The organism is Paenibacillus sp. sgz302114 (assembly GCF_056120345.1).
In genome coordinates this window covers 1-19,146 of the sequence record NZ_JBVYOI010000024.1, presented here as the reverse complement: position 1 = coordinate 19,146, position 19,146 = coordinate 1, and the positions used below count along the sequence as shown (strand labels likewise).

General features: G+C 45.0%; 18 protein-coding genes and 1 pseudogene. 11 read left to right on the top strand and 8 right to left on the bottom strand.

What is annotated here, in order from left to right; translation table 11 throughout:
- Nucleotides 1-169 precede the first annotated feature (169 nt).
- Nucleotides 170-853, bottom strand: a complete 684-nt coding sequence (locus tag AC0LWF_RS27355; protein ID WP_474654636.1) for a stalk domain-containing protein — start codon at nt 851-853, stop codon at nt 170-172.
- 722 nt (nt 854-1,575) lie between these two features.
- Here AC0LWF_RS27355 and AC0LWF_RS27350 point away from each other — a divergent pair.
- The 7 genes from AC0LWF_RS27350 to AC0LWF_RS27320 all read left to right on the top strand — a co-directional run bounded on the left by AC0LWF_RS27350 (nt 1,576) and on the right by AC0LWF_RS27320 (nt 12,044).
- Nucleotides 1,576-2,505 (top strand): ArsR/SmtB family transcription factor, encoded by a 930-nt coding sequence (locus AC0LWF_RS27350; protein WP_474654635.1) that lies wholly within the window; start codon nt 1,576-1,578, stop codon nt 2,503-2,505.
- Nucleotides 2,506-2,683: 178 nt separating this feature from the next.
- Entirely contained in the window at nt 2,684-4,075 is a 1,392-nt protein-coding gene (locus AC0LWF_RS27345) for an ABC transporter substrate-binding protein (protein ID WP_474654634.1), read from the top strand.
- Between the two features lie 73 nt (nt 4,076-4,148).
- The gene (locus AC0LWF_RS27340) at nt 4,149-5,048 is read left to right on the top strand and encodes a carbohydrate ABC transporter permease (RefSeq protein ID WP_474654633.1); all 900 of its coding nucleotides are present in this window, start codon (nt 4,149-4,151) and stop codon (nt 5,046-5,048) included.
- 12 nt (nt 5,049-5,060) lie between these two features.
- A complete protein-coding gene (locus tag AC0LWF_RS27335; RefSeq protein WP_474654632.1) occupies nt 5,061-5,900 on the top strand; it encodes a carbohydrate ABC transporter permease in 840 nt (279 codons plus the stop codon).
- A 28-nt stretch (nt 5,901-5,928) separates the two neighbouring features.
- Nucleotides 5,929-8,409 (top strand): family 43 glycosylhydrolase, encoded by a 2,481-nt coding sequence (locus AC0LWF_RS27330; RefSeq protein ID WP_474654631.1) that lies wholly within the window; start codon nt 5,929-5,931, stop codon nt 8,407-8,409.
- Nucleotides 8,410-8,651: 242 nt separating this feature from the next.
- The gene (locus AC0LWF_RS27325) at nt 8,652-10,145 is read left to right on the top strand and encodes a sialidase family protein (protein ID WP_474654630.1); all 1,494 of its coding nucleotides are present in this window, start codon (nt 8,652-8,654) and stop codon (nt 10,143-10,145) included.
- Nucleotides 10,146-10,247: 102 nt separating this feature from the next.
- Nucleotides 10,248-12,044, top strand: a complete 1,797-nt coding sequence (locus tag AC0LWF_RS27320) for a glycoside hydrolase family 2 protein (protein WP_474654629.1) — start codon at nt 10,248-10,250, stop codon at nt 12,042-12,044.
- A gap of 280 nt (nt 12,045-12,324) precedes the next feature.
- Here AC0LWF_RS27320 and AC0LWF_RS27315 read toward each other — a convergent pair whose 3' ends face one another.
- The 6 genes and pseudogenes from AC0LWF_RS27315 to AC0LWF_RS27290 all read right to left on the bottom strand — a co-directional run bounded on the left by AC0LWF_RS27315 (nt 12,325) and on the right by AC0LWF_RS27290 (nt 15,224).
- Nucleotides 12,325-12,459, bottom strand: a complete 135-nt coding sequence (locus AC0LWF_RS27315) for a stalk domain-containing protein (RefSeq protein WP_474654628.1) — start codon at nt 12,457-12,459, stop codon at nt 12,325-12,327.
- Entirely contained in the window at nt 12,414-12,638 is a 225-nt protein-coding gene (locus AC0LWF_RS27310) for a copper amine oxidase N-terminal domain-containing protein (RefSeq protein WP_474654627.1), read from the bottom strand. The genes AC0LWF_RS27315 and AC0LWF_RS27310 overlap by 46 nt, the downstream gene beginning before the upstream one ends.
- 571 nt (nt 12,639-13,209) lie before the next feature.
- A pseudogene (locus AC0LWF_RS27305) lies at nt 13,210-13,383 on the bottom strand (SDR family NAD(P)-dependent oxidoreductase); the annotation flags it as partial.
- Nucleotides 13,384-13,450: 67 nt separating this feature from the next.
- Nucleotides 13,451-13,987 (bottom strand): NAD(P)H-dependent oxidoreductase, encoded by a 537-nt coding sequence (locus AC0LWF_RS27300; RefSeq protein WP_474654626.1) that lies wholly within the window; start codon nt 13,985-13,987, stop codon nt 13,451-13,453.
- Nucleotides 13,988-14,092: 105 nt separating this feature from the next.
- On the bottom strand, nt 14,093-14,737 hold the full coding sequence (locus AC0LWF_RS27295; protein ID WP_474654625.1) for an SDR family oxidoreductase: 645 nt from the start codon (nt 14,735-14,737) through the stop codon (nt 14,093-14,095).
- A gap of 52 nt (nt 14,738-14,789) precedes the next feature.
- Nucleotides 14,790-15,224: a MarR family winged helix-turn-helix transcriptional regulator gene (locus AC0LWF_RS27290; protein ID WP_474654624.1), complete on the bottom strand. Its 435-nt coding sequence runs from the start codon at nt 15,222-15,224 to the stop codon at nt 14,790-14,792.
- A 305-nt stretch (nt 15,225-15,529) separates the two neighbouring features.
- On the opposite strand from AC0LWF_RS27290, the gene AC0LWF_RS27285 reads away from it, so the two are divergent.
- On the top strand, nt 15,530-16,102 hold the full coding sequence (locus tag AC0LWF_RS27285) for a hypothetical protein (RefSeq protein WP_474654623.1): 573 nt from the start codon (nt 15,530-15,532) through the stop codon (nt 16,100-16,102).
- Nucleotides 16,103-16,668: 566 nt separating this feature from the next.
- On the opposite strand, the gene AC0LWF_RS27280 is transcribed toward AC0LWF_RS27285, so the two are convergent.
- Nucleotides 16,669-17,040, bottom strand: a complete 372-nt coding sequence (locus AC0LWF_RS27280; RefSeq protein ID WP_474654622.1) for a nuclear transport factor 2 family protein — start codon at nt 17,038-17,040, stop codon at nt 16,669-16,671.
- Nucleotides 17,041-17,682: 642 nt separating this feature from the next.
- On the opposite strand from AC0LWF_RS27280, the gene AC0LWF_RS27275 reads away from it, so the two are divergent.
- The 3 genes from AC0LWF_RS27275 to AC0LWF_RS27265 all read left to right on the top strand — a co-directional run bounded on the left by AC0LWF_RS27275 (nt 17,683) and on the right by AC0LWF_RS27265 (nt 19,000).
- The gene (locus AC0LWF_RS27275) at nt 17,683-17,964 is read left to right on the top strand and encodes a hypothetical protein (protein WP_474654621.1); all 282 of its coding nucleotides are present in this window, start codon (nt 17,683-17,685) and stop codon (nt 17,962-17,964) included.
- 157 nt (nt 17,965-18,121) lie between these two features.
- The gene (locus AC0LWF_RS27270) at nt 18,122-18,523 is read left to right on the top strand and encodes a DUF2251 domain-containing protein (protein ID WP_474654620.1); all 402 of its coding nucleotides are present in this window, start codon (nt 18,122-18,124) and stop codon (nt 18,521-18,523) included.
- A 117-nt stretch (nt 18,524-18,640) separates the two neighbouring features.
- A complete protein-coding gene (locus tag AC0LWF_RS27265) occupies nt 18,641-19,000 on the top strand; it encodes a DUF2750 domain-containing protein (protein WP_474654619.1) in 360 nt (119 codons plus the stop codon).
- The last annotated feature ends 146 nt before the right edge of the window (nt 19,001-19,146 follow it).

The following is a 19,146-nucleotide window of genomic DNA, read 5'->3' as shown; positions in this document are numbered from 1 at the left end:
ATTAGCCCCCGTACTTTCACTCAGGCTCCTTCCGACACCTGAAACAAAAAAAGGACATCTCAACTGAGTTGAAATGCCCGAGTCACCTTACATTGTGACACATGATATAAAACATCAAATCCTAGCGCACTTTCCTTTATTTAAGTTCACATATTGGGCGGCTCTTTTTCTATTTCAGGATAATATCCGTTTGTGTATCTTCGCCTACGTCGTCGTATGTCTTTGAATCATATGCGCCATCAATGAAATACGTAAAACTCGTAATACCACTTAAATCGCCTTTAACTTCAAAGTCAATTTTACCAGTCTTAGCAACCTTGCCTTTGTAATTGCCCATTATATCAGAGTATGCTCTTAATTGCTCTTTAGTGTTCGTTACTATTTCTCCTGTTTCAGGGTGCCAACTTAATTCCTGGTCGGAGGTATTTTCGATTTTCACATCAAGCACGACCGCTCTAATCGGCGTACTATACTCCGAGCGCTTGTATGCCGGGTCAATTGTAACTTTGGAGATTGTCATATTAAACGGGCCATTGGTGACGTTAACGTTTACCGGATAAGCCTTCGCACCCGTAGAACTTGATGTTCCAGGCGTGCCACTCGGGGCTTGTCCATTATCGACGGTTACGGTGCGTGTAGCTGCATCATAGTTGACCTTCGCGCCGAGGAGCTGGCCGATAGATTTAAGAGGCAGGTAAGTCGATCCATTGATAACCCGCGCATCGACATTCGCGACCTTGCTGTTAACCTTGATTGTAAAGCCTGATGCGGCGAATGCGCCAACACCAGCAGATATGAGCATAGCTGCGCCTATCGTAGTTGCTATGAGTGTCTTTTTCGTAATGGATTTCATCCTTTTGGTTCCTCCTGGGTATTTTGACGGATTTTAGTATAATATAGCAGGTAGATTTGGACAATGGGGTAGGTCCTATTTTAATCTGGTAATATTATGTAAGACTTTCGTTCTAATCTGAAGGAAACGATTCTCATACGTTTTTGCCAGTACCGGACCGTAATAACGGGAGTTTTGAAGCGCCTTCCCTATTAACTTGTGTCAGAGCTGCATTGCTATCATTGTTCGTAATGGCATAGCGTTACTGTCGTTGGCATTGCGAAAGTACTCAGCACGGTGCTTGTCAGCTTGAAGTCGCTGCCGAGAACCTTGCTTGGATCCGTCAGCAGCTTGACCTCATAGCCTCGCTGCGTGCGCCGGTGTCGGTTCTACTGAAGCTCCAGTCAGCAGTGTTGCCCCTACTGTAATCGCAAGTGCTGCCGTAAGAATGAAACGTTTCAACATGAAGTACCTCTCCTTGTACGACTCTATTATTTTCTAGTTGATCGTAAAGGATGATTATTCTCAAATCATTAAAGGCAGTGTGTATTTTGTAAATTGATGGTAAGGGAGGGGCGGTTTCGACAGATATATTATATCATCGGAATGATGAACGCTCGCCTTTTATGTGTATATGTTGATTTAACGCGGACAAAGTGATTTATTACAAAAAAAATGGACAAAATGAAGAATACATGTTTAAACTAGTAGAAGGAATTACATTTGAAAAGGTGGTCGTGATCATGCTTGAGCTCTCGATTAATAAACCGAATGAACTTGTGAAGGTTGCTCATGCACTTTCTTCTCACACGCGGATTAGCATCATCAAACTGCTTCTGGACAAACCGACACTGAATGTCGTGGAGATTGCCCACGCGCTGGGTATTCCCGTATCAACAGCCGCAATTAACGTTAAGGTGCTTGAAGAGGCAGAACTGATCCTCACTGAACTGCTGCCGGCAACGCGCGGAGCCATGAAGGTATGCAGCCGGAACTTTGACGATGTACGGATGATATTGAATCCTATTGCCACCTACACGAATGATAACCTTACCTATGAAGTCGAAATGCCTCTTGGTCATTTCTTTAATTTCGACGTCGCCCCGACATGCGGCATTGCGGGCGTTAACGGTATGCTTATTCAAGAAGATGACCCGGCGAGTTTTTATAATCCGGCGTGTAAGGACGCCGAAATTATTTGGCTGCGCCAGGGGTGGATCGAATATCGGTTTCCTAAGGCTTTACCCGGGAAAATCAACATCAATTCAATCGAATTTTCGCTGGAGCTCTGTTCGGAAGCGCCGAATTACAACAACAACTGGCCTTCCGATATAACGGTATGGATTAACGATGTCGATATTGGTTCCTGGCTTTCTCCGGGCGATTTCGGGGACCATCGAGGGAGACTTAATCCTTCATGGTGGGGGGATAGCAGCACGCAGTATGGGCTGCTCAAAACATGGCGGGTAAGCAACGAATACAGCGCTGTAGACAATGTGGTTTCTTCAACAAGCACGCTGCAGGATCTAAACCTTGACAGCAAGCCGTTTATTTCCTTTCGGATCGGAATTAAGCCGGAAGCGAAGCATCGGGGTGGCATTAATTTGTTTGGCAAAAATTTCGGCGATTACGCACAAGCGATTGTGATGAAAATTCAGTATACCGTCAAATAGATCGCTCGATTGTTCCAGAAGTTTTGTTTCTACAAGGCTATCTGGATTTTTTTTGTTAAAACAAACATAAAAGTTGAAAGAAAACGTTGACATTCTTCTTTTTAGAGTTATATAATCCAATTACAAACAGTTTTTATGTAACAAATAGCAGGTACAATTTCTAAGGGGGAATGGTTAAATGGCGAAATGGAATCAAAGATGGTTCAAGGCATCACTGGCTTTGTCGCTTTGTCTGATGCTTTTACTATCAGCTTGTGGTAAAAGCAACAATGGAAGTAACAGTACTTCGGAGGAAACGGGTACGAACGCCTCTAACACGGATACGTCCAGCACGAATACTCCTAAGGATGAAAGCTCCGAAATTAGCTTTATGGGGTGGGGCGGCGACTCAGAGAAAGCCGTCTTCCAAAAGTTGATTGACTCTTACCAGAAGAAGTACCCGAACAAGAAGGTCAAATACACGGTTGTTCCGCCGGGTGAATACTGGCAGAAGCTTGATACGCTGATTGCGGCCAAGAAAACACCGGATGTGTTTTATGCCGGCGGCGCACAGTTTAACAAATTTGCAAGCAGCGGCATTCTTCTGAACCTCACGCCGTTCCTGGAAACAAGCAATGCGCTGGACCCTAACAACGTGTGGAAGCAGGCGCTTGACCGTTATCGCTTCGACGGGAAAAGGGTTGGAAGCGGCGATCTCTACGGCTTGCCTAAAGACGTTGGCCCTTGGGCGTTCGTCTATAATAAAGATCTCTTTGATAAAGCAGGCTTGAAGTATCCGAGCGCTAAAGCCGGCGAGTACACATGGGATAACATGCTTGATGATGCAAGGAAGCTGACCGTCAAAAATGATCGCGGTAAAATCGATCAATTCGGCGTTGCAGGCTACTCTCTTGAATCCGCTGTATGGGCCAATGGCGGCGATTTCATTGATTACAGCACAGGCAAGATTACAATCGATGATCCGAAATTTACGCAAGCGATGCAATTCGTTGCCGATTTGAGTCTGAAGGAGCATGTCAGCCTCACTGTTGAGGACGATAAAGCGCAAAATGGTTACGCTCGCTTCATCGCAGGAAAAGTTGCGATGTTCGCCATGGGACCATGGGATCAGCCCGGCTTCTGGAAGGTTCCTTTCAAGTGGGACATTGCAGCTTGGCCAGCAAGCCCAAATACAGGGAAAACAGCAACATGGCTGGGATCTCTCGGTTTCGTCGTATCGAAGGATACAAAGTATCCTGAGGATTCCTACAATCTGGCTGCTTACTTAAGCGTAGATAAAGATGCGCAGAAGGAAAATTATGAGCTTGGGCAAGCCGTTCCAAATCTAATCGATATGGCGAAAGGCGAGTTCTTGCAAATGGATAAAGCGCCTCAAAATCGTCAAGTCTTCCTGGATATCATTCAAGATTACGGTCATCCAACCATCGATATCGGCTCCAAAAATACCAAATGGATTGATACCATGTGGCAGGAAGCAAGCAAAGTATGGTCCGGTAAGATGACAGCTGCGGACTGGGCTAAAGAAATGCAGCCTAAACTGCAAGAAATTTACGACAAAGAAAACAAGTAATACGAATGTCGGGAGACGAAGAAAGGGTAAGCTACCTTTCTTCGTCTTTCCTCTAACGGGGGCGGGAGAATTAATGAAGAACCACAAGAAGAAAAATAGCCTTCATCGGAATGAAATGATGTGGAGTTATATATTTGTAGCGCCGCCGCTGCTTGGCTTTCTGATCTTTGGCTTGGCGCCTCTGCTGACATCGCTTGGCCTAAGCTTCATGCAGTGGGACATGATTTCGCCTTCGAGCTGGGCGGGTGCAGCTAATTTTAAGACCATGTTTGAAGACGAGAAATTTTATAAGTCTCTGTTTAACACCTTCTACTTGCTCATCGGTATTCCGATTGGAATGGTCATCTCCCTTATGCTTGCGATCATGATGAACCGGCCGCTCAAAGGAATTTCGATTTTTCGTACCGTGTACTACATACCGGTTATTTCCCCCATTATTGCTGTCTCGCTGCTCTGGCAGTGGATGCTGAATTACGACTACGGCATCATCAATGAATGGATCTGGAAAATATTCGGCCTGCAAGGACCGAACTGGCTGGGCGATCCCCACTGGGTAAAGCCTTCTTTTATTTTGATGGGGCTGTGGGGCGGGGTCGGCGGAACGATGGTTCTGTATCTAGCCGGCTTGCAAGGAATTTCGTCTACCTATTACGAAGCCGCTGAGGTTGATGGTGCAAGCCGCCTGCAGCAGATCCGGCACATCACATTACCGCTTTTATCACCCATCCATTTCTTCGTGGTCGTGATGGGAATTATCGGAACGTTCCAATCCTTTAGCCAAATGTATATTCTGGCAACGGATGGCGGCCCGGAATACAGCGGTGCTACGATCGTCTATTACATCTTCCAAGAAGCTTTTAAATATTTCAATATGGGCTTTGCAAGCGCAGTGGCATGGGTGCTTGGCATCATGATTTTCATAATAACGTTGATCCAATTCCGCTTCTCCAAGCGTTGGGTCTATCAGGAATAGGGGGGAGCCAACATGGCAAGAGACAAAAAAACACTTCATCTTATCATCTATCTACTGCTTCTCCTTGGTTCCGTAGTCATGCTTGCTCCGTTTGCCTGGACGGTCTCCACTTCCTTTAAGACACAGCAACATGTGTTTGATGTTCCGCCGCAATGGATTCCGAGCCCGGTCACCTTCGATAATTATTTGGACGTATGGACCAAAGCGCCGCTTCTTCATGGCTTTATGAATAGCGCAACAATTGTTGTGTTTGTGTTGACGATTGGTTTATTCGTTTCATCCATGGCCGCCTATGCGTTCTCCAAATTCGAGTTCCCGGGTAAAGAAGCTATTTTTATGGCGCTGCTGGGCACCATGATGATTCCGTATTCAGTCGTCATGATTCCGCAGTATATTGGGTTCTCCAATTTAGGCTGGGTCGATACGCTTCTTCCTTTGATTGTGCCGGGGTTATTCGGGAACATCGTGACGATCTTCTTCTTTCGGCAGTTTATGCAAAGCGGTATTCCAAACGATCTGATTGATGCGGCGAAGATCGATGGCTGTGGTTTCTTTCGGACCTTCATCACGGTAGCCTTGCCTATTTCAAAGCCGGCGATTGCGGCGCAGGCGGCACTGGGCTTTATGGGCATTTGGAATGACTTCCTGGGACCTCTTATTTACTTGCATACGCCGGAGAAGCAGACCATTCAAGTACTCATCGCCAGCATGCAGTCCAATTACATCTCGCAATCCAACTATCCGTCATTAATGGCCGCTTCACTAATCGCGCTTATTCCGGTTATTCTTGTTTTCTTCTTTGCACAGCGCTACTTTATTGAATCCATGGCCATTACCGGTATTAAAGGCTAATCGTATGCGATTGCAGGCGAAATGGCCGATGGGAATCATCATCATGGCCATGCTGGCCGCAGCAGTGTTGGTTCTGACTAATATCAGCGGAAGCATGCGAGAGAGGGGCAATCAAAACGTGAATCTGAGTCTTGGGCAAACCTACCGGAACTCCTTGCAGCTCGAGGATGAGTGGCCCGACTACGGCATCGGAGACCCCTATGTCATGCGATACAACGGCAAGTATTATTTGTATTGCAGCACGAAGGATTTTCGCGTGGGCGTTAAAGTATGGAGCTCCGACGACCTTAATCAATGGCGCTATGCGGGTTTAGCTACAGAGGACCCGATAAGCGAAGGGGCTTATGCGCCAGAGGTCGTATATTGGAACGGATTCTTCTATATGTACACCTCTCCCGCCGGGAAAGGACATTATGTCCTCCGCAGCGAGAGTCCGACAGGGCCTTTCGTTAAAGCCACAGATAACTTCGGTCTAACGATTGACGGCTCGGTATTTATTGATGACGATGCAAAATGGTACTTCACTCGCGCAGAATTCGGCGGCATTACCGGACATGAGATGACAAGTCCTCTTGAGGTAGACCTCACCGGGACCCAATTAAATGCTTCACTTGGCCACTGGACCGAGGGTTCGATGATTATCAAGCGAAACGGCCGTTATTGGATGACCTACACAGGTAACCATGTGTTTAGCAAAGGATATCGAATCAATTATGCAGTAGCGAAGGATTCTCCGCTAGGCACGTATACCGTTCCGGAGAACAATCCCATTGTCATCAGCACGGACAATGCGTTCAACGGTTTAGGCCACAGCTCTACCGTGCTTGGTCCTGATCTGGATTCGTACTACATGTTTTACCACAATTTAATCGGACATTCCGCCGAGGGCCCTCCGGTCCGAATGCTGAATATGGATCGGCTTGTGTTTAATGGTGACAAGATGGCAGTGCTTGGGCAGACGCATTACGATAATCCCGTGCCGAAGCTTCCGGACTTTCAAGATCCGCTCGATAGTAAATCGCCATCCCCTGATAAATGGGAACATCATTCTGCCGATCCCGAGGAGCAGTTGCTACTATTGAGTAAGGCAGCAACAGCAGGAGGCAGGTTTACTGCAGAATTTAACTTTGTTTTGCAGCAGAACGAAGTCTCGCAAGAGAAGCAAACCTTTGCCATGCTGTTCTCTTACTCGGAAGAACAGAAGTTTAATAGAGCGATCAGCGTGGATGTTCTTCATCAGGAATTGGTATTGGAAGAGCATGCAGGCGATAACACACGCGAGCTCCGGCGCAGCAAGCTTCCGCAGGATACGGATTTAAGCAAATTGCATACCGTTCGGGTCCAATCCGATGAATCAGGAACTGGGATCTACTGGGACGGACTTCATCTTCTCCAAGAGACCACTGCCGCGGCTCGGCCGGGCAAGATCGGTTATGGATATGGAGGAGCGGCACCGGCGCTTAAGTTTACCGCATTTTCGAATGCTGCTAATGGAAGCAGCGATTATGACGCCTTCAAGGCTATTCCCGGCAACATGGAAGCCGTTCACTTCATGGAGGGGGAGGAGCGGGGGTTTCATCTAAAGGAGCATGCATTCAACGCGGAGTTCCGTTCAGCCGATGGTGCAGCTACCGGTATTACGGATGACGGCAGCTATGCCGTGACGCTGAAGCATAAGGGAGACTGGCTCCGTTATGCCGTTAATGCCGGTTCCGAAGGAGACTATTTGTTCGCGATAACAGCAGCCCCATCTGGTTCGGGGTCGGAGATGGAGCTTAGCATTGATGGAAACAGCCTGCGGTTTGAACTTAATCAGGCTGAGCTCGCGAAGGGCGTATCATGGATTAAAGTTCCGATTGGGAGCTTGCATCTCCAACCAGGTCCCCATCTGATGCAAATTATGCTGATCCGCGGAGAGCTGGAATTTCGCAATATAGAAGCATCTCTTGTGACGGCGTCTATCAAACATTCCGATAACCTGCTAAACGATTTAGAGGTTGAAGATATCTACGGCGCTTGGACACCGAGTAAGGATGGAGCCTTCGCGGCTCAGGCCGAAGACAGTGACAGTAAATTATTCGCGGGAAACAGCCAATGGACCGACTACCGCCTGGAGCTTGATCTGCTGCGGAAACAGAGAGATGCGTCAGGAGAAGGCGCAATACTGCTGAGAGTCACGAATGAATCTGATTTTCCCGATCAGGTAAAGGATGCTTTCATGGGCTATGAGATTGCTTTCCGCAATGACCGCGTACTACTCCGCAAAGTGAGTTACGAACGAAATGAAGAAGTCGCATCAGGTCTGCTTCCTATCGATAGCGAGCACTTCACGCATCTGTCGATTGAAGTACAAGGAGCGGATATACGACTATTTGCCGCCGCGGAAGCGCCAGTGTTGGAATGGCGGGATCCGAATGCTTTCTTGCATGGGAGAGTAGGCCTGCGCAGTTCGTCGCCGGAATGGCTGTTTGCCAACGTTTCGGTAACGGGTCTTAACCATAAGGAATGATGCGGGGACTCGGCTGCAAAGGAGGTGGGCAAAAACCTTCGCATAATGCGAGGTGGAAACGGCTTAGCAGCCTAGAGAGCAGCAGATTCATACGACCAGTTCATTATTTTAATGGGAAGCGAGTGTGAATAATGATGACTCTACGAAATGCTTGGACTCGAATGGTACGAAACAGCCTCAGTTTTCTTCTGGCAATCGCTATACTCTTGCCTTACAATATCGCAACCGCAGCCTCATCCGGAATGGCATGGCCGAATGCAACCGTTACGGCATATTCGCCCTCTTCGGGGGGAGTATGGTATCCGCGCTTAGTAAAGCTGAGCGCAACAGATTGGCTAGTATCCTTTGATACCAATGAGGATGGCGGTTTTACGAAAGTTAAAGTTGCCAAAAGCACAAATGCCGGCCAAACGTGGGGAGCTCCGGTCGTCGCGGCATCCGACGCTGCCGGTGATGTCGGCAATGGTCAGATGTTGAAGCTTACAAATGGCGATATCTGGTTAGCGTACAGGGTTGTCGTGCAGTCCGGCGGCACGACGAATACGTACCTTAAAGTGCGCAAGAGCTCGGACAACGGCGCAACATGGAGTGATTTGACCGGAGGACAGATTGCTTCTGCGACGGCAAGCTCGTTCAAAGGGCTTTGGGAACCGCATCTCGGGTACATCAGCAGTACGATTGCGGTTATGTACGCCGACGATAGTCCGGCAGTAGCGGGAAGCAGTGGTAATCAGAATCTCTACATGCGTACGTGGAATGGAAGTAGCTGGAGCTCGGCTTCCATCGTGAGCGACGGCGTGGCTTCCGGGTCTCGCGACGGTATGCCCGTATTTGCTCAAATGAATGACGGACGCTATATTACCGTATTTGAAGCGACAGATAGTACGGGATACCCGTTTGTCATCAAATATAAGATATCTAGTGACGGATTCAATTGGTCAGGTGCCAGACAGACACTCTATGTACCTACCAAGACGGGGAAAAAGGCAGGAGCCCCATTCGTAGTTAAATTGGGCGACGGCAGGCTGATGGCTTCGTTCCAAACCGATGAAGACAGCGCGAATACAGGAGATAACTACTCTTCCATGCGTACGCTGATTAGCTCCGATAATGGATCTACCTGGCAGTACAAGTATAATGTCTTCCCGGTTTCGGATACGACAAATTCCAATTGGAATGCGCTGATGGCCGTTGATTCCAATACCGTCATTGCTGCAACAAGCGCGAACTTTCCAAGTACGGGGATATTCTTGCGGTTTGGCAATGCTACGACACCGACGAACAAGAATTTGGCGGACAACTGGGGATTTGAAACGGCCAATGTCAACGGATGGACGACTTTCGGCGATGATTATCCGCAGCGAATCCTGATTCACGGCGTCAACGACGGTATCGCCCGTGCACCGGGGGGCGGTAATTATTTCGTCGGATTAGCCGGCATTACCGGGCCGGCTACCGCTTATATCGGTCAGACGATTACCGGCCTGGATAACGGTATGTATACGATGCGGGCATACTTGCGGAGAAGCGGCGGCCAGAATTCAGCGGTCATGGAAGTGAAGGATTATGGGGGTAGTGTGCTTCAAACATCGCTGCCAGTAACAGGAACATGGACACAGGTCACGATCAGCAACATTCAAGTGACAAACGGTCAAGCCACAATCGGCTTCTTCGTATCCAACAGCAGTGCAAGTCAATGGGCAGATGTCGACAATGTAGAATTTTTTAAGAATTAAGGTCAAAAGGCCCGTCTGAACCTATTCAGGCGGGCTTACCACTACAATATGCTTAACTCTATCAGATCTTAAGAACATAGAGAGATAAGGAGCCGAAACCATATGGAGAGTCGTATACCTAGAAAAGAATATCCAAGACCGCAATTTGAACGCCGGCAATGGCTGTCTCTGAACGGTACCTGGCAGTTTGCCTTCGATGATTACAACATCGGCGAGAAAGAAAAATGGTACCGTCAAGGAAAAAGTGCCTTTGACCGGACGATCGTCGTTCCTTATTGCTTTCAGAGCGAACTGAGCGGAATAGGAGACTCCTCGTTTCACGATGTCGTATGGTATCGGAGAGAATTCGTAATTCCCGATTCCTATAGAGGCAAACGAATATTGCTTCACTTTGGAGCAGTTGATTATGCTGCTAAAATATGGGTGAACGGTGAGTACGTAATGATGCATCAGGGAGGGCATACGCCTTTCTATGCTGACATTACGCATGCTTTAGTAGAAGGCAAGAACTGCGTTGTGGTTCGGGCCGAGGATTACAGCCAGGATGTCACGCTTCCTCGGGGGAAGCAATATTGGAAGGAAAAGTCGGATATTGTATTCTATACCCGTACTACGGGGATCTGGCAATCGGTATGGCTAGAACCTGTTCATGAAATCTCGTTAAGCCGGGTGAGGATGACGCCTGATATTGACCGAAATATGATCAGTATCCGTAATTTTGTAGAAGGCGATATCAAGGGCAAGAATGTGGAGCTTCAAATCGAAGTTACGTTCAATGGCGAGCCTGTTTGCAAAGATCGAATTGATGTTGTCTCTGAAGAAGAAGAGCGGCTTCTGAAAATTCATGATTTTAACGATCATGGCATGGGACGCTGGTGGTCTCCGGAGAAGCCGCAGCTCTATGACGTGAAGTTCACACTCCTTCTTGACGGCGGGTTGATAGATGAAGTCAAGAGCTATTTCGGCATGCGCAAGATATCGATTGTTGACGGCGTCTTCTGCTTAAATAATCGTCCCTATTATATGAAGCTGATTTTGGATCAGGGATACTTTCCGGGGGGCGTATTGACGGCAGCAACGGACGAGGCATTCGTCCTAGACATTGAATACACCAAAGCTATGGGCTTTAACGGCGCTCGGAAGCACCAAAAGGTAGAGGATCCGCGCTACCTGTATCACTGTGATCGGTTAGGTTTACTGGTTTGGGGTGAAGGTGCCAATGCCTTTGATTACTCTGAAAATTATGTAAACCGCTTCATCCAAGAGTGGCAGGAAGCGGTTGAACGCGACTATAACAGTCCTTCATTAGTTGTTTGGGTGCCGATTAATGAGAGCTGGGGCATTCCCAACGTGTTGAATGACGAGCGGCAGCAGCAGCATGGGCTTACCATGTACCATCTGACACGCTCACTGGATAGCACGCGTCCAGTAATATCGAATGATGGCTGGGAGCATCTGAAGTCAGATCTGTTCACCATCCACGATTACGAATGGCGCAGCGAAGTGCTTCGGAGCCGCTATGAAACAAAGGAACAAACGGTTGTAAGTAATCCGCAAGGCAGATGGCTGAACGTACCCGGATTTAAGTATGGAGGCGAGCCGATTCTAATGAGCGAATTTGGCGGCGTTTCGTTTATGAAAGCGACAGCTTTGGGATGGGGATATTCAGCAGCTAAGAATGAGGAGGACTTTCTGGAGTGCATTGTGAATATTATTCATCCCATTCTCAATAACGGTGTTTTTCAAGGTTATTGCTATACGCAGCTTACCGATGTGGAGCAGGAGAAGAATGGTTTACTCACCTTTGATCGGGAGCCTAAGTTACCTCTTGAAGTGATTAAACAGATTAATGCAGGCCTTATACCCAAGTTACCGGTTGACGTTCATTCCATGCTGTAAGGTTATACGCGGCTACCAAAACAAAACAGTAGGGTGCGCTCGGCGAAATTACCGTCTTTAATGAAATTTTTGCTGGCCTTAATGACCAATACGCCGTTATGAATAAATTCCGGATGTCCGTAATCGATGCCGGTGTCAAGCACGCATACGACCCACAGGATGTTTCTGTGGGTCTCTTTTTTTAAACACAGAAAAACTGCACCTCCAGTTCTAGACATGGTCTAGCAACTGAAGGTGCAGCTCCAACGGAATAATGATGGTTCTCAATTTAAAGGAACGCTTAATGTCCGGCGTGGGTTTCCATCGCCTTGGTCAATGTAATCGACCAATCACTCTTATTAAATGGCACATCCCAGCCCAGAAGCTCGGCTATGAAGCGAACCGGAATCCGTACTCTGTCGCCATGCAGCAGCACTGGGGCTCCGATTTCCTTACGTACCCGTTAACGTCCATGACATTTTTCCCCACCCAAACGGTCAACGTATCGTTGCCGGCTTTAATCCAAGCGGTTTCTGTTGCGCGATCCCAGATGACCTTCGCTCCAATTCCTTCTGCAAGATAGCGAATTGGAATATAAGTCGTTCCATGGCTCATGCGCATACGCGGTGTGTACATTCGTGTAAGTCGTGCTGTAGTCTTTGTTCACGTAACTGTCGAAAGCGGCCAGCAAGTGATGGATGTGCATCTTCAATCCTTCGGCGATCGCGTCGACTTTGTAATACTTCGGGTTCGCCTTGGCGAAGAAATCTGCTTGCTCGAAGCGGTACTCTTCCAGATCAGCCAATGCCGCTTTGCGGCCGTTGTCGTTCTTTGCAGCTGTTGCTTTGACATAATCCACAAAGTAACCGATGTGAGAAGACCAGATTTTCTTGAAAGCCGCTCCGGCATCCTTGCCATAAACGGAAGCGACTGCAGCGGTGATGTCGTTGGTATTTTGATTCAGTGCGCCAGCGGCGTCTGTGAAATCTGCGGCCCCGCTAATGCCTTTTTGCATCGCGAAGATCGCCAGTTCCGCATGCTCGCCTAGCAAACGACCCAATACGGAACGCAGGTCGGAAGCAGGGTTGCTCGGGCCTGTGGCAGGGAACTTATCCGGGAATTGAGCGGCAATGCCACCAGCAAGCACATCGCCTGTCATAAACATGTGGGCGTATGCGGTGTGACGGAGTGCAATCCCTTCGTTATTGATTAACAAATCTAAGTGATCTGTGACTTTAAGGATCTTGTTTTTAGCTTTTTGAATGGATAGTGTGTCTGAAATATCAACTTGAACATATGAAACATTCGAGAAACCTAAAGATTGAACAGCACTTTTTCTTAGCTCTTCATTGCGAGCCCCTCTGTTACAAAAACGAATTTTGTCATTTTTCTTCCATGATTAGATTAATTAGCTCTAAGCCATTTAATTAAGCTTTAATTAAGGATGGCTGAAGAACGTGATTTACATACGCTTTTGCATTTTCTTCAAGTTGTTCATCAGTGACATGCATAACACCGTTCAATACGAATAACGGCATAAAACGGGTACCTATAAGGTTGCTTGTTTGTTGCAAAGGTGTAGTTAAAGTCTCCATAGTAAAATGATTGTAGCCAGTAGGCTGATAAGAATCTTCCGGTCCAAAGGTTGAAATCGCGAGACCGAGCTCTTTACCGTGAAGCTTGTCGCCACCTGGGCCATATGCCCAGCCATAGGAGAGTACTTCATCCTGCCATTGTTTTAACAAAGAAGGCGTGCTGTACCAATAGAATGGAAATTGAAGAATAATACGGTCATGTGATTTTAATAGACTTTGTTCGTGTACAACGTTTATTTTTCCGTCTGGATACGCTTGATAAAGCGCATGAATAGTAATTTCTTCGTGTTTTTTTAATTCTTGCATCCAAGTACGGTTAACGCGAGATTGTTCCAAATTAGGGTGGGTGATAATTACAAGTGTTTTCATTTGTAAGTCTCCTTTTGTTATTTTAGTTTTGATTTTATTCAATGTTTCATTCAGAGCCTGAGAAAATCTCGAAATTTGCATATACAAATGTATTTTCAAAAAAATTTACTTTTCTTCAAACATAATTTCGGTTTGAGTTCGATTTTCGTACATGCTATAAAATGTATTCGCAATATTTTCAGGTGAGAAATAAGTTCCTTCTTGCACAAATCCTTTAATTGTTAATGTTCCAACATATATTCCTCGAGGACTCAATTCTTGGTGCAAGCTGTATGCTAAGTTCCGTATACCAGATTTCCCAATCGCCAAAGAAGAATAGTCAGCATATGGATAAAGGGCTAATCCGCCACCAGTCAACAAAATCGTTCCATTTTGCATATGAGGAATCACTTCTTTTACACTGCTAAGAGCACCAGCTACATTGACTTTAAAATCCTCAACTAATTGTTCAAAACTTAATGTTGTTGGTTTACCCGGCTTTCCTGCAGCAGCATTGTATAAGAGCACATCAATTTTTCCGTAAGTTTTAATTACCGCATCAATGGCTCTTTTTAAGGATTCTGATGATGAGGCATCTGCTGAAAATCCTTTTGCTTCAATTCCATCATTCTTCAGTTCATTTTCATATTGCAATGACTCTATGTTTCGAGAGATCAGGGCAACTTTAAAGCCTTCTTTTCCAAATCTCCGTGCTGTCTTTAAGCTGATCCCAGGACCAGTGCCGACAATAAGCAAAATCTTATCTGACATAAAACACAGCCTCCTTACTTATTTGTATATGCAAATGAATGATTAAAAAAAATTACTGTTCTCTTTCTAGTTTATTGCTTGCTTCGTGTAAAGTTTTACTAAGATCTTTACTGAACTCGCTTCCTAATACCTCAGAATAGCTGGTAAACAATTTTTTTAAAGAAGCCCGAAATTGGACGTACACTTTTTCTCCCTCTTCAGTTAATGAGATCAGTGTTTGTTTTCCATCCACTTTTCTGGTGACCAGCTTTAATTTTTCAAGTTTATCAATAAACCTTGTACTTGTAGAAGGTGCAATGGATAACTTGTGGCATAGTTCCTTCTGAGTGATTTCCGGATGGAACTTTACAATCATAATCATATAAAGGTATGAAGGAGCAAGGTCACCAAAATCAAATGTTTTTTCTGCTAATTTTGTAATGCTACGAGCAAACCGACTGGCCGTAAAAAAAAGACAATGAATCAATACCTGTTCTTCTTCATTCATTTGATCAAATCCTTATATTCATTTGCATATACAAATTAACACGAATTCTTGTTGAGGTCAAGAAGATGGTTTTCTATTGTGCAGTCGAATGGGTGGATTTTATGATTGACGGACAGGGATTTGCTGCACACCAATCGGCGGCCTCATTCCGCTAACGGGGCAGATTAGTGAAACAATATGTTGTACTTTTGTTTACTTCTCATCAACTCTCTGACGATCCCTGTGAAGGACTACTAAACTTTGAACGAATATATATCGATAAAATATACATACACATGGAAAATTGTGAGATAGGAGCTGGTCATATGGTAGAGAACATGATTGATTGGGCAGGTTTTATAGATACACTTACAAGTCATTACACGAAGGCAATTAATGGCTTTTCTAAAACAGACGAGAATAAGGATGTTTATGTGCTTGTAGTATGTACAGATTACAATAATCGGTCAGTTACCTTGTATTACAATACATTGGATGGATTATCGGAAAGAGTAGAAGAGCTTGGAGAATATGGGGAAAAGTATACCGCAGAAAGCTTGAAGTATAGTATTGGTGATTTCAAATACGAAGATGGATATGATGATGATCAGCAAAAGTATCACTATGCACTAAATGAATGGTGGGATGCCATTCCGTGTGATACCCCTAAAGAATGCGAACAGTATGATCGGATTTACGATTTATATTGTGACTATTTTTCTAAATGTATGATAGAGGTTGTAAAGCGGTTAGAGCCGTCTTTTTCACAGCTCAATAAAACAGGTGATTATATTGCTTACGTGACAGATCATGATGCTGAAGATGAATTCTTCTATGCAAAAGAAACAGTTCCACCGGATATCCTTAGGACTGTACTAGCCAGTATGTCTGCACTTTAGAACAACGATAACAGGCTTCCGACATAACGGCAGCCTGTTCCACTAACGGGCAGATTAGCGCAACTTTTTACTAATAATACAGTATTGTTTAGTATCAATGTAGGTAAATATTATGAAAGACCTATTAGTAGCGATAAGCTGTTGTCAGATAAGAATTAACTTGCTGTTGCGCATGATAGAGGTGAAAGAATGAAGAAGTTTTTGGGAGTCAGTTTGTTAACCATGGCGATTATCTTTACTGCCATTGTAATACATGATTACTTCACAGTTTCCAAGAAGGAAGCAAAACAAATTGCTGAAAGATATGTAGCTAGCCAGTCGTTTAAATGGAAAGTGGGATCAATTAGTCGAGAAAGGAGATCTTGGGTCGTTTATTTATCCCCCGTAGATTCGGTAAATGAGATTACGTGGCTCATTATAAATAATCATTCCGGTTCAATACAAAAATACTCAGCCCATGAAGTAATAAGGTAGCCGGTTAAGATAACGGGACACGATAGCTCAATTACGGCTACCGACGGATCGGCTTAATCGCTGCTATATCAACTTATCTACGATTTATATGTTTATAAGATCAAAGTAGAGTGTCTGTTTGCCACTTGCCATTCGCCGCTCCGATTCACCCACACATCCGTGATCCAGAACAGACCGCTTCTAGCCTGACCCTCGTATGTGGCAGTCTGGGTATATCTCATGTTCACAATTGATGTATCGCCAATGAGATGGACGTGAATATCCTCGATGGAGAAAGATTGAATTTGATATTTGATCAATGCTTCAATCCAATTTTCCCGATTCCACAGCGTAGCTGTCATACCTGGAGCCAAGTACGTAAATTCAGCAGCCAAAATGCGATCCAAGGTCTGGTGGTCGTGCTTCATCACGGCGGTCATCCAAGCTGATTCATAATCGTTGAATAGCTTCGTTAAATCATTCATCAGAATCTGCCTCCTGTAAAAAAATCATCACCACAATTTTATCCTAGTGCATTTGAAAAGACTGTCGAAAGAGGCTGAGACCGGTACGGTGACGATTGGAGACAAGGTGCTTCAATTCGGCAGAAGGCTTAGGCCGCCATCTGCAGATCTCATCGCGCTTCGCCAGTAGACAGGGATGGTCCTCCAGCCCTTCGAGTTGTTCCCTCATCTGACGGTGATGCAAAGCCTATTCGCCGGAGAAGGAATGAGGCCCCCCAGCAGAATTTTCCATAAGCCTCTTCAGCTAACGGACACAATAACATCACAAAGAACAAGCTGCCAACGTAAATCGGCAGCTTGTTCCGCTAACGGAGCAGATATGTGCAACAAATCGCTTTATCTTGCGTAAAGGATATATATGGGAGTAAGAGTTGATGTATCGGTCAGAAAAAGATTGCGGAGGGGATTAGCATAAGACGGCTTATAGGGATTTTTGTTCTTCTCTGTGTTGTCTTTTTAGGTGGTTGTAAAGATTCAAGTGATAATTATGAGGGTATAGCAAAGAGTGAAATTGAGCTTATTAAAAATAACAGTAATACAGAGTTTTTATACGAATACAGAGGTAGCAGCGAAAATTGGGTTGCGGTTTATGTGTTTTACAAGATGAAAAATGAGGAGCATCATCTCTCAAAACCATTCTTGAAATATATTGGTACGGGTCAGACACCAACCGGTCAATCAATGAGTTATGTTTTTACGGCGGGCCGCGAGACAGGAAAGGGAACTGGAACTCTAAACGCTGATAAAAATGGAATATATGATTTAGGTACTTACGGGAGTGGAGGTCTTGGTCCTGCTGAGGATGATACTTTTCAAGTTAAGATGCAAGTGATGTGGAATGGTAAAACTGAGGAAATTGATTTAGAACCGATTTCTAAGAGCTAACTCTAATTCACTAACTGGGAGCAATACTTCAATTAAAACAAGCTACAAAATCAGGTGGGCCTGTTCCGTGGCAGTTTAGTGCAATAGGAAGGATAATATAAACCCACTATAGAATTGTTGGTTTAAACGAACTTATATGATTAAGGAGAAATTTTCGTTGAATAAAGATGAGAGCTTTATCATTGATGCTATATCCCCGGATGGAAAATGGCTTAGTGTGTTTGAGGATGATGGAGAAACGGGATATCTGTATTTCTGTCCTATGTCATCAAATAGTGAAATGGAGGGTATTGCAGATACCCTATGGATTTATAATCAAATTTCTCCCACCATTTATGAATGCACAAATGTAACAATTATTTGGTCAGAGGACTCAATGAAGTCAATATTAATTGTTGACGGTGAGTGTTGGGGTATGTTTGATTTGTCCGCCAAAAGAAAATTATTTGCACCAAGGGAAAATAATCGTATAGTTACAATCCCGCTAAATATCTGGGAAGATGGAATACCATCGGACTCGGGAGAAGAACTTCGTTTTGAAGTGAAATCTAGGAAATAGAGTTTCTTGTATGTTTGCAAGTGACAGTTGCTCCATTTTTCGTAATGCTAACGGGGTAGGATAGTTTAATGCCAACATAGAAGATGTATTTAAATATTGAGTTTTAAGAGGTGTTATGTGAGTCAGTCTTCGTTACAATATCATGCTTTTATCAAAGAGATTTTGAATAATAAATCTGTATGGACAGTGAAAGATGAGCAGGGTTTTCCCACTTCAACAAATCTGAACGGTGAAATATCAATGCCCTTCTGGTCGTTGAAATCTAGAGCAGAGAAAGTAATCGCAAGTGTTTCTGCATATAGCTTTTTTCAACCACATGAAATTGGCTTGGAGGACTTTCTAAACAAATGGCTAACAGGTCTTGAAAAAGACGGATTCCATGTCGGTGTTAATTGGGGTGGAAATAGAGCAACTGGTTATGATTTAAAACCATATGTGATTGCAGAGCGAATTAAATATGAAAGAGAAAAAGGTTGAAGTGGTTCAACTAAACATTCCTGTTAAGGCTAAGAAATGGCCTTTGTCAAAAAAGGAGCGCCTCGGTATGATGGGTTTGTCCAAGGGTTAATTACCCAACACCATCAAGGAGGCGCTCTTATCATGAAGTTTAAACAATCAGAAGC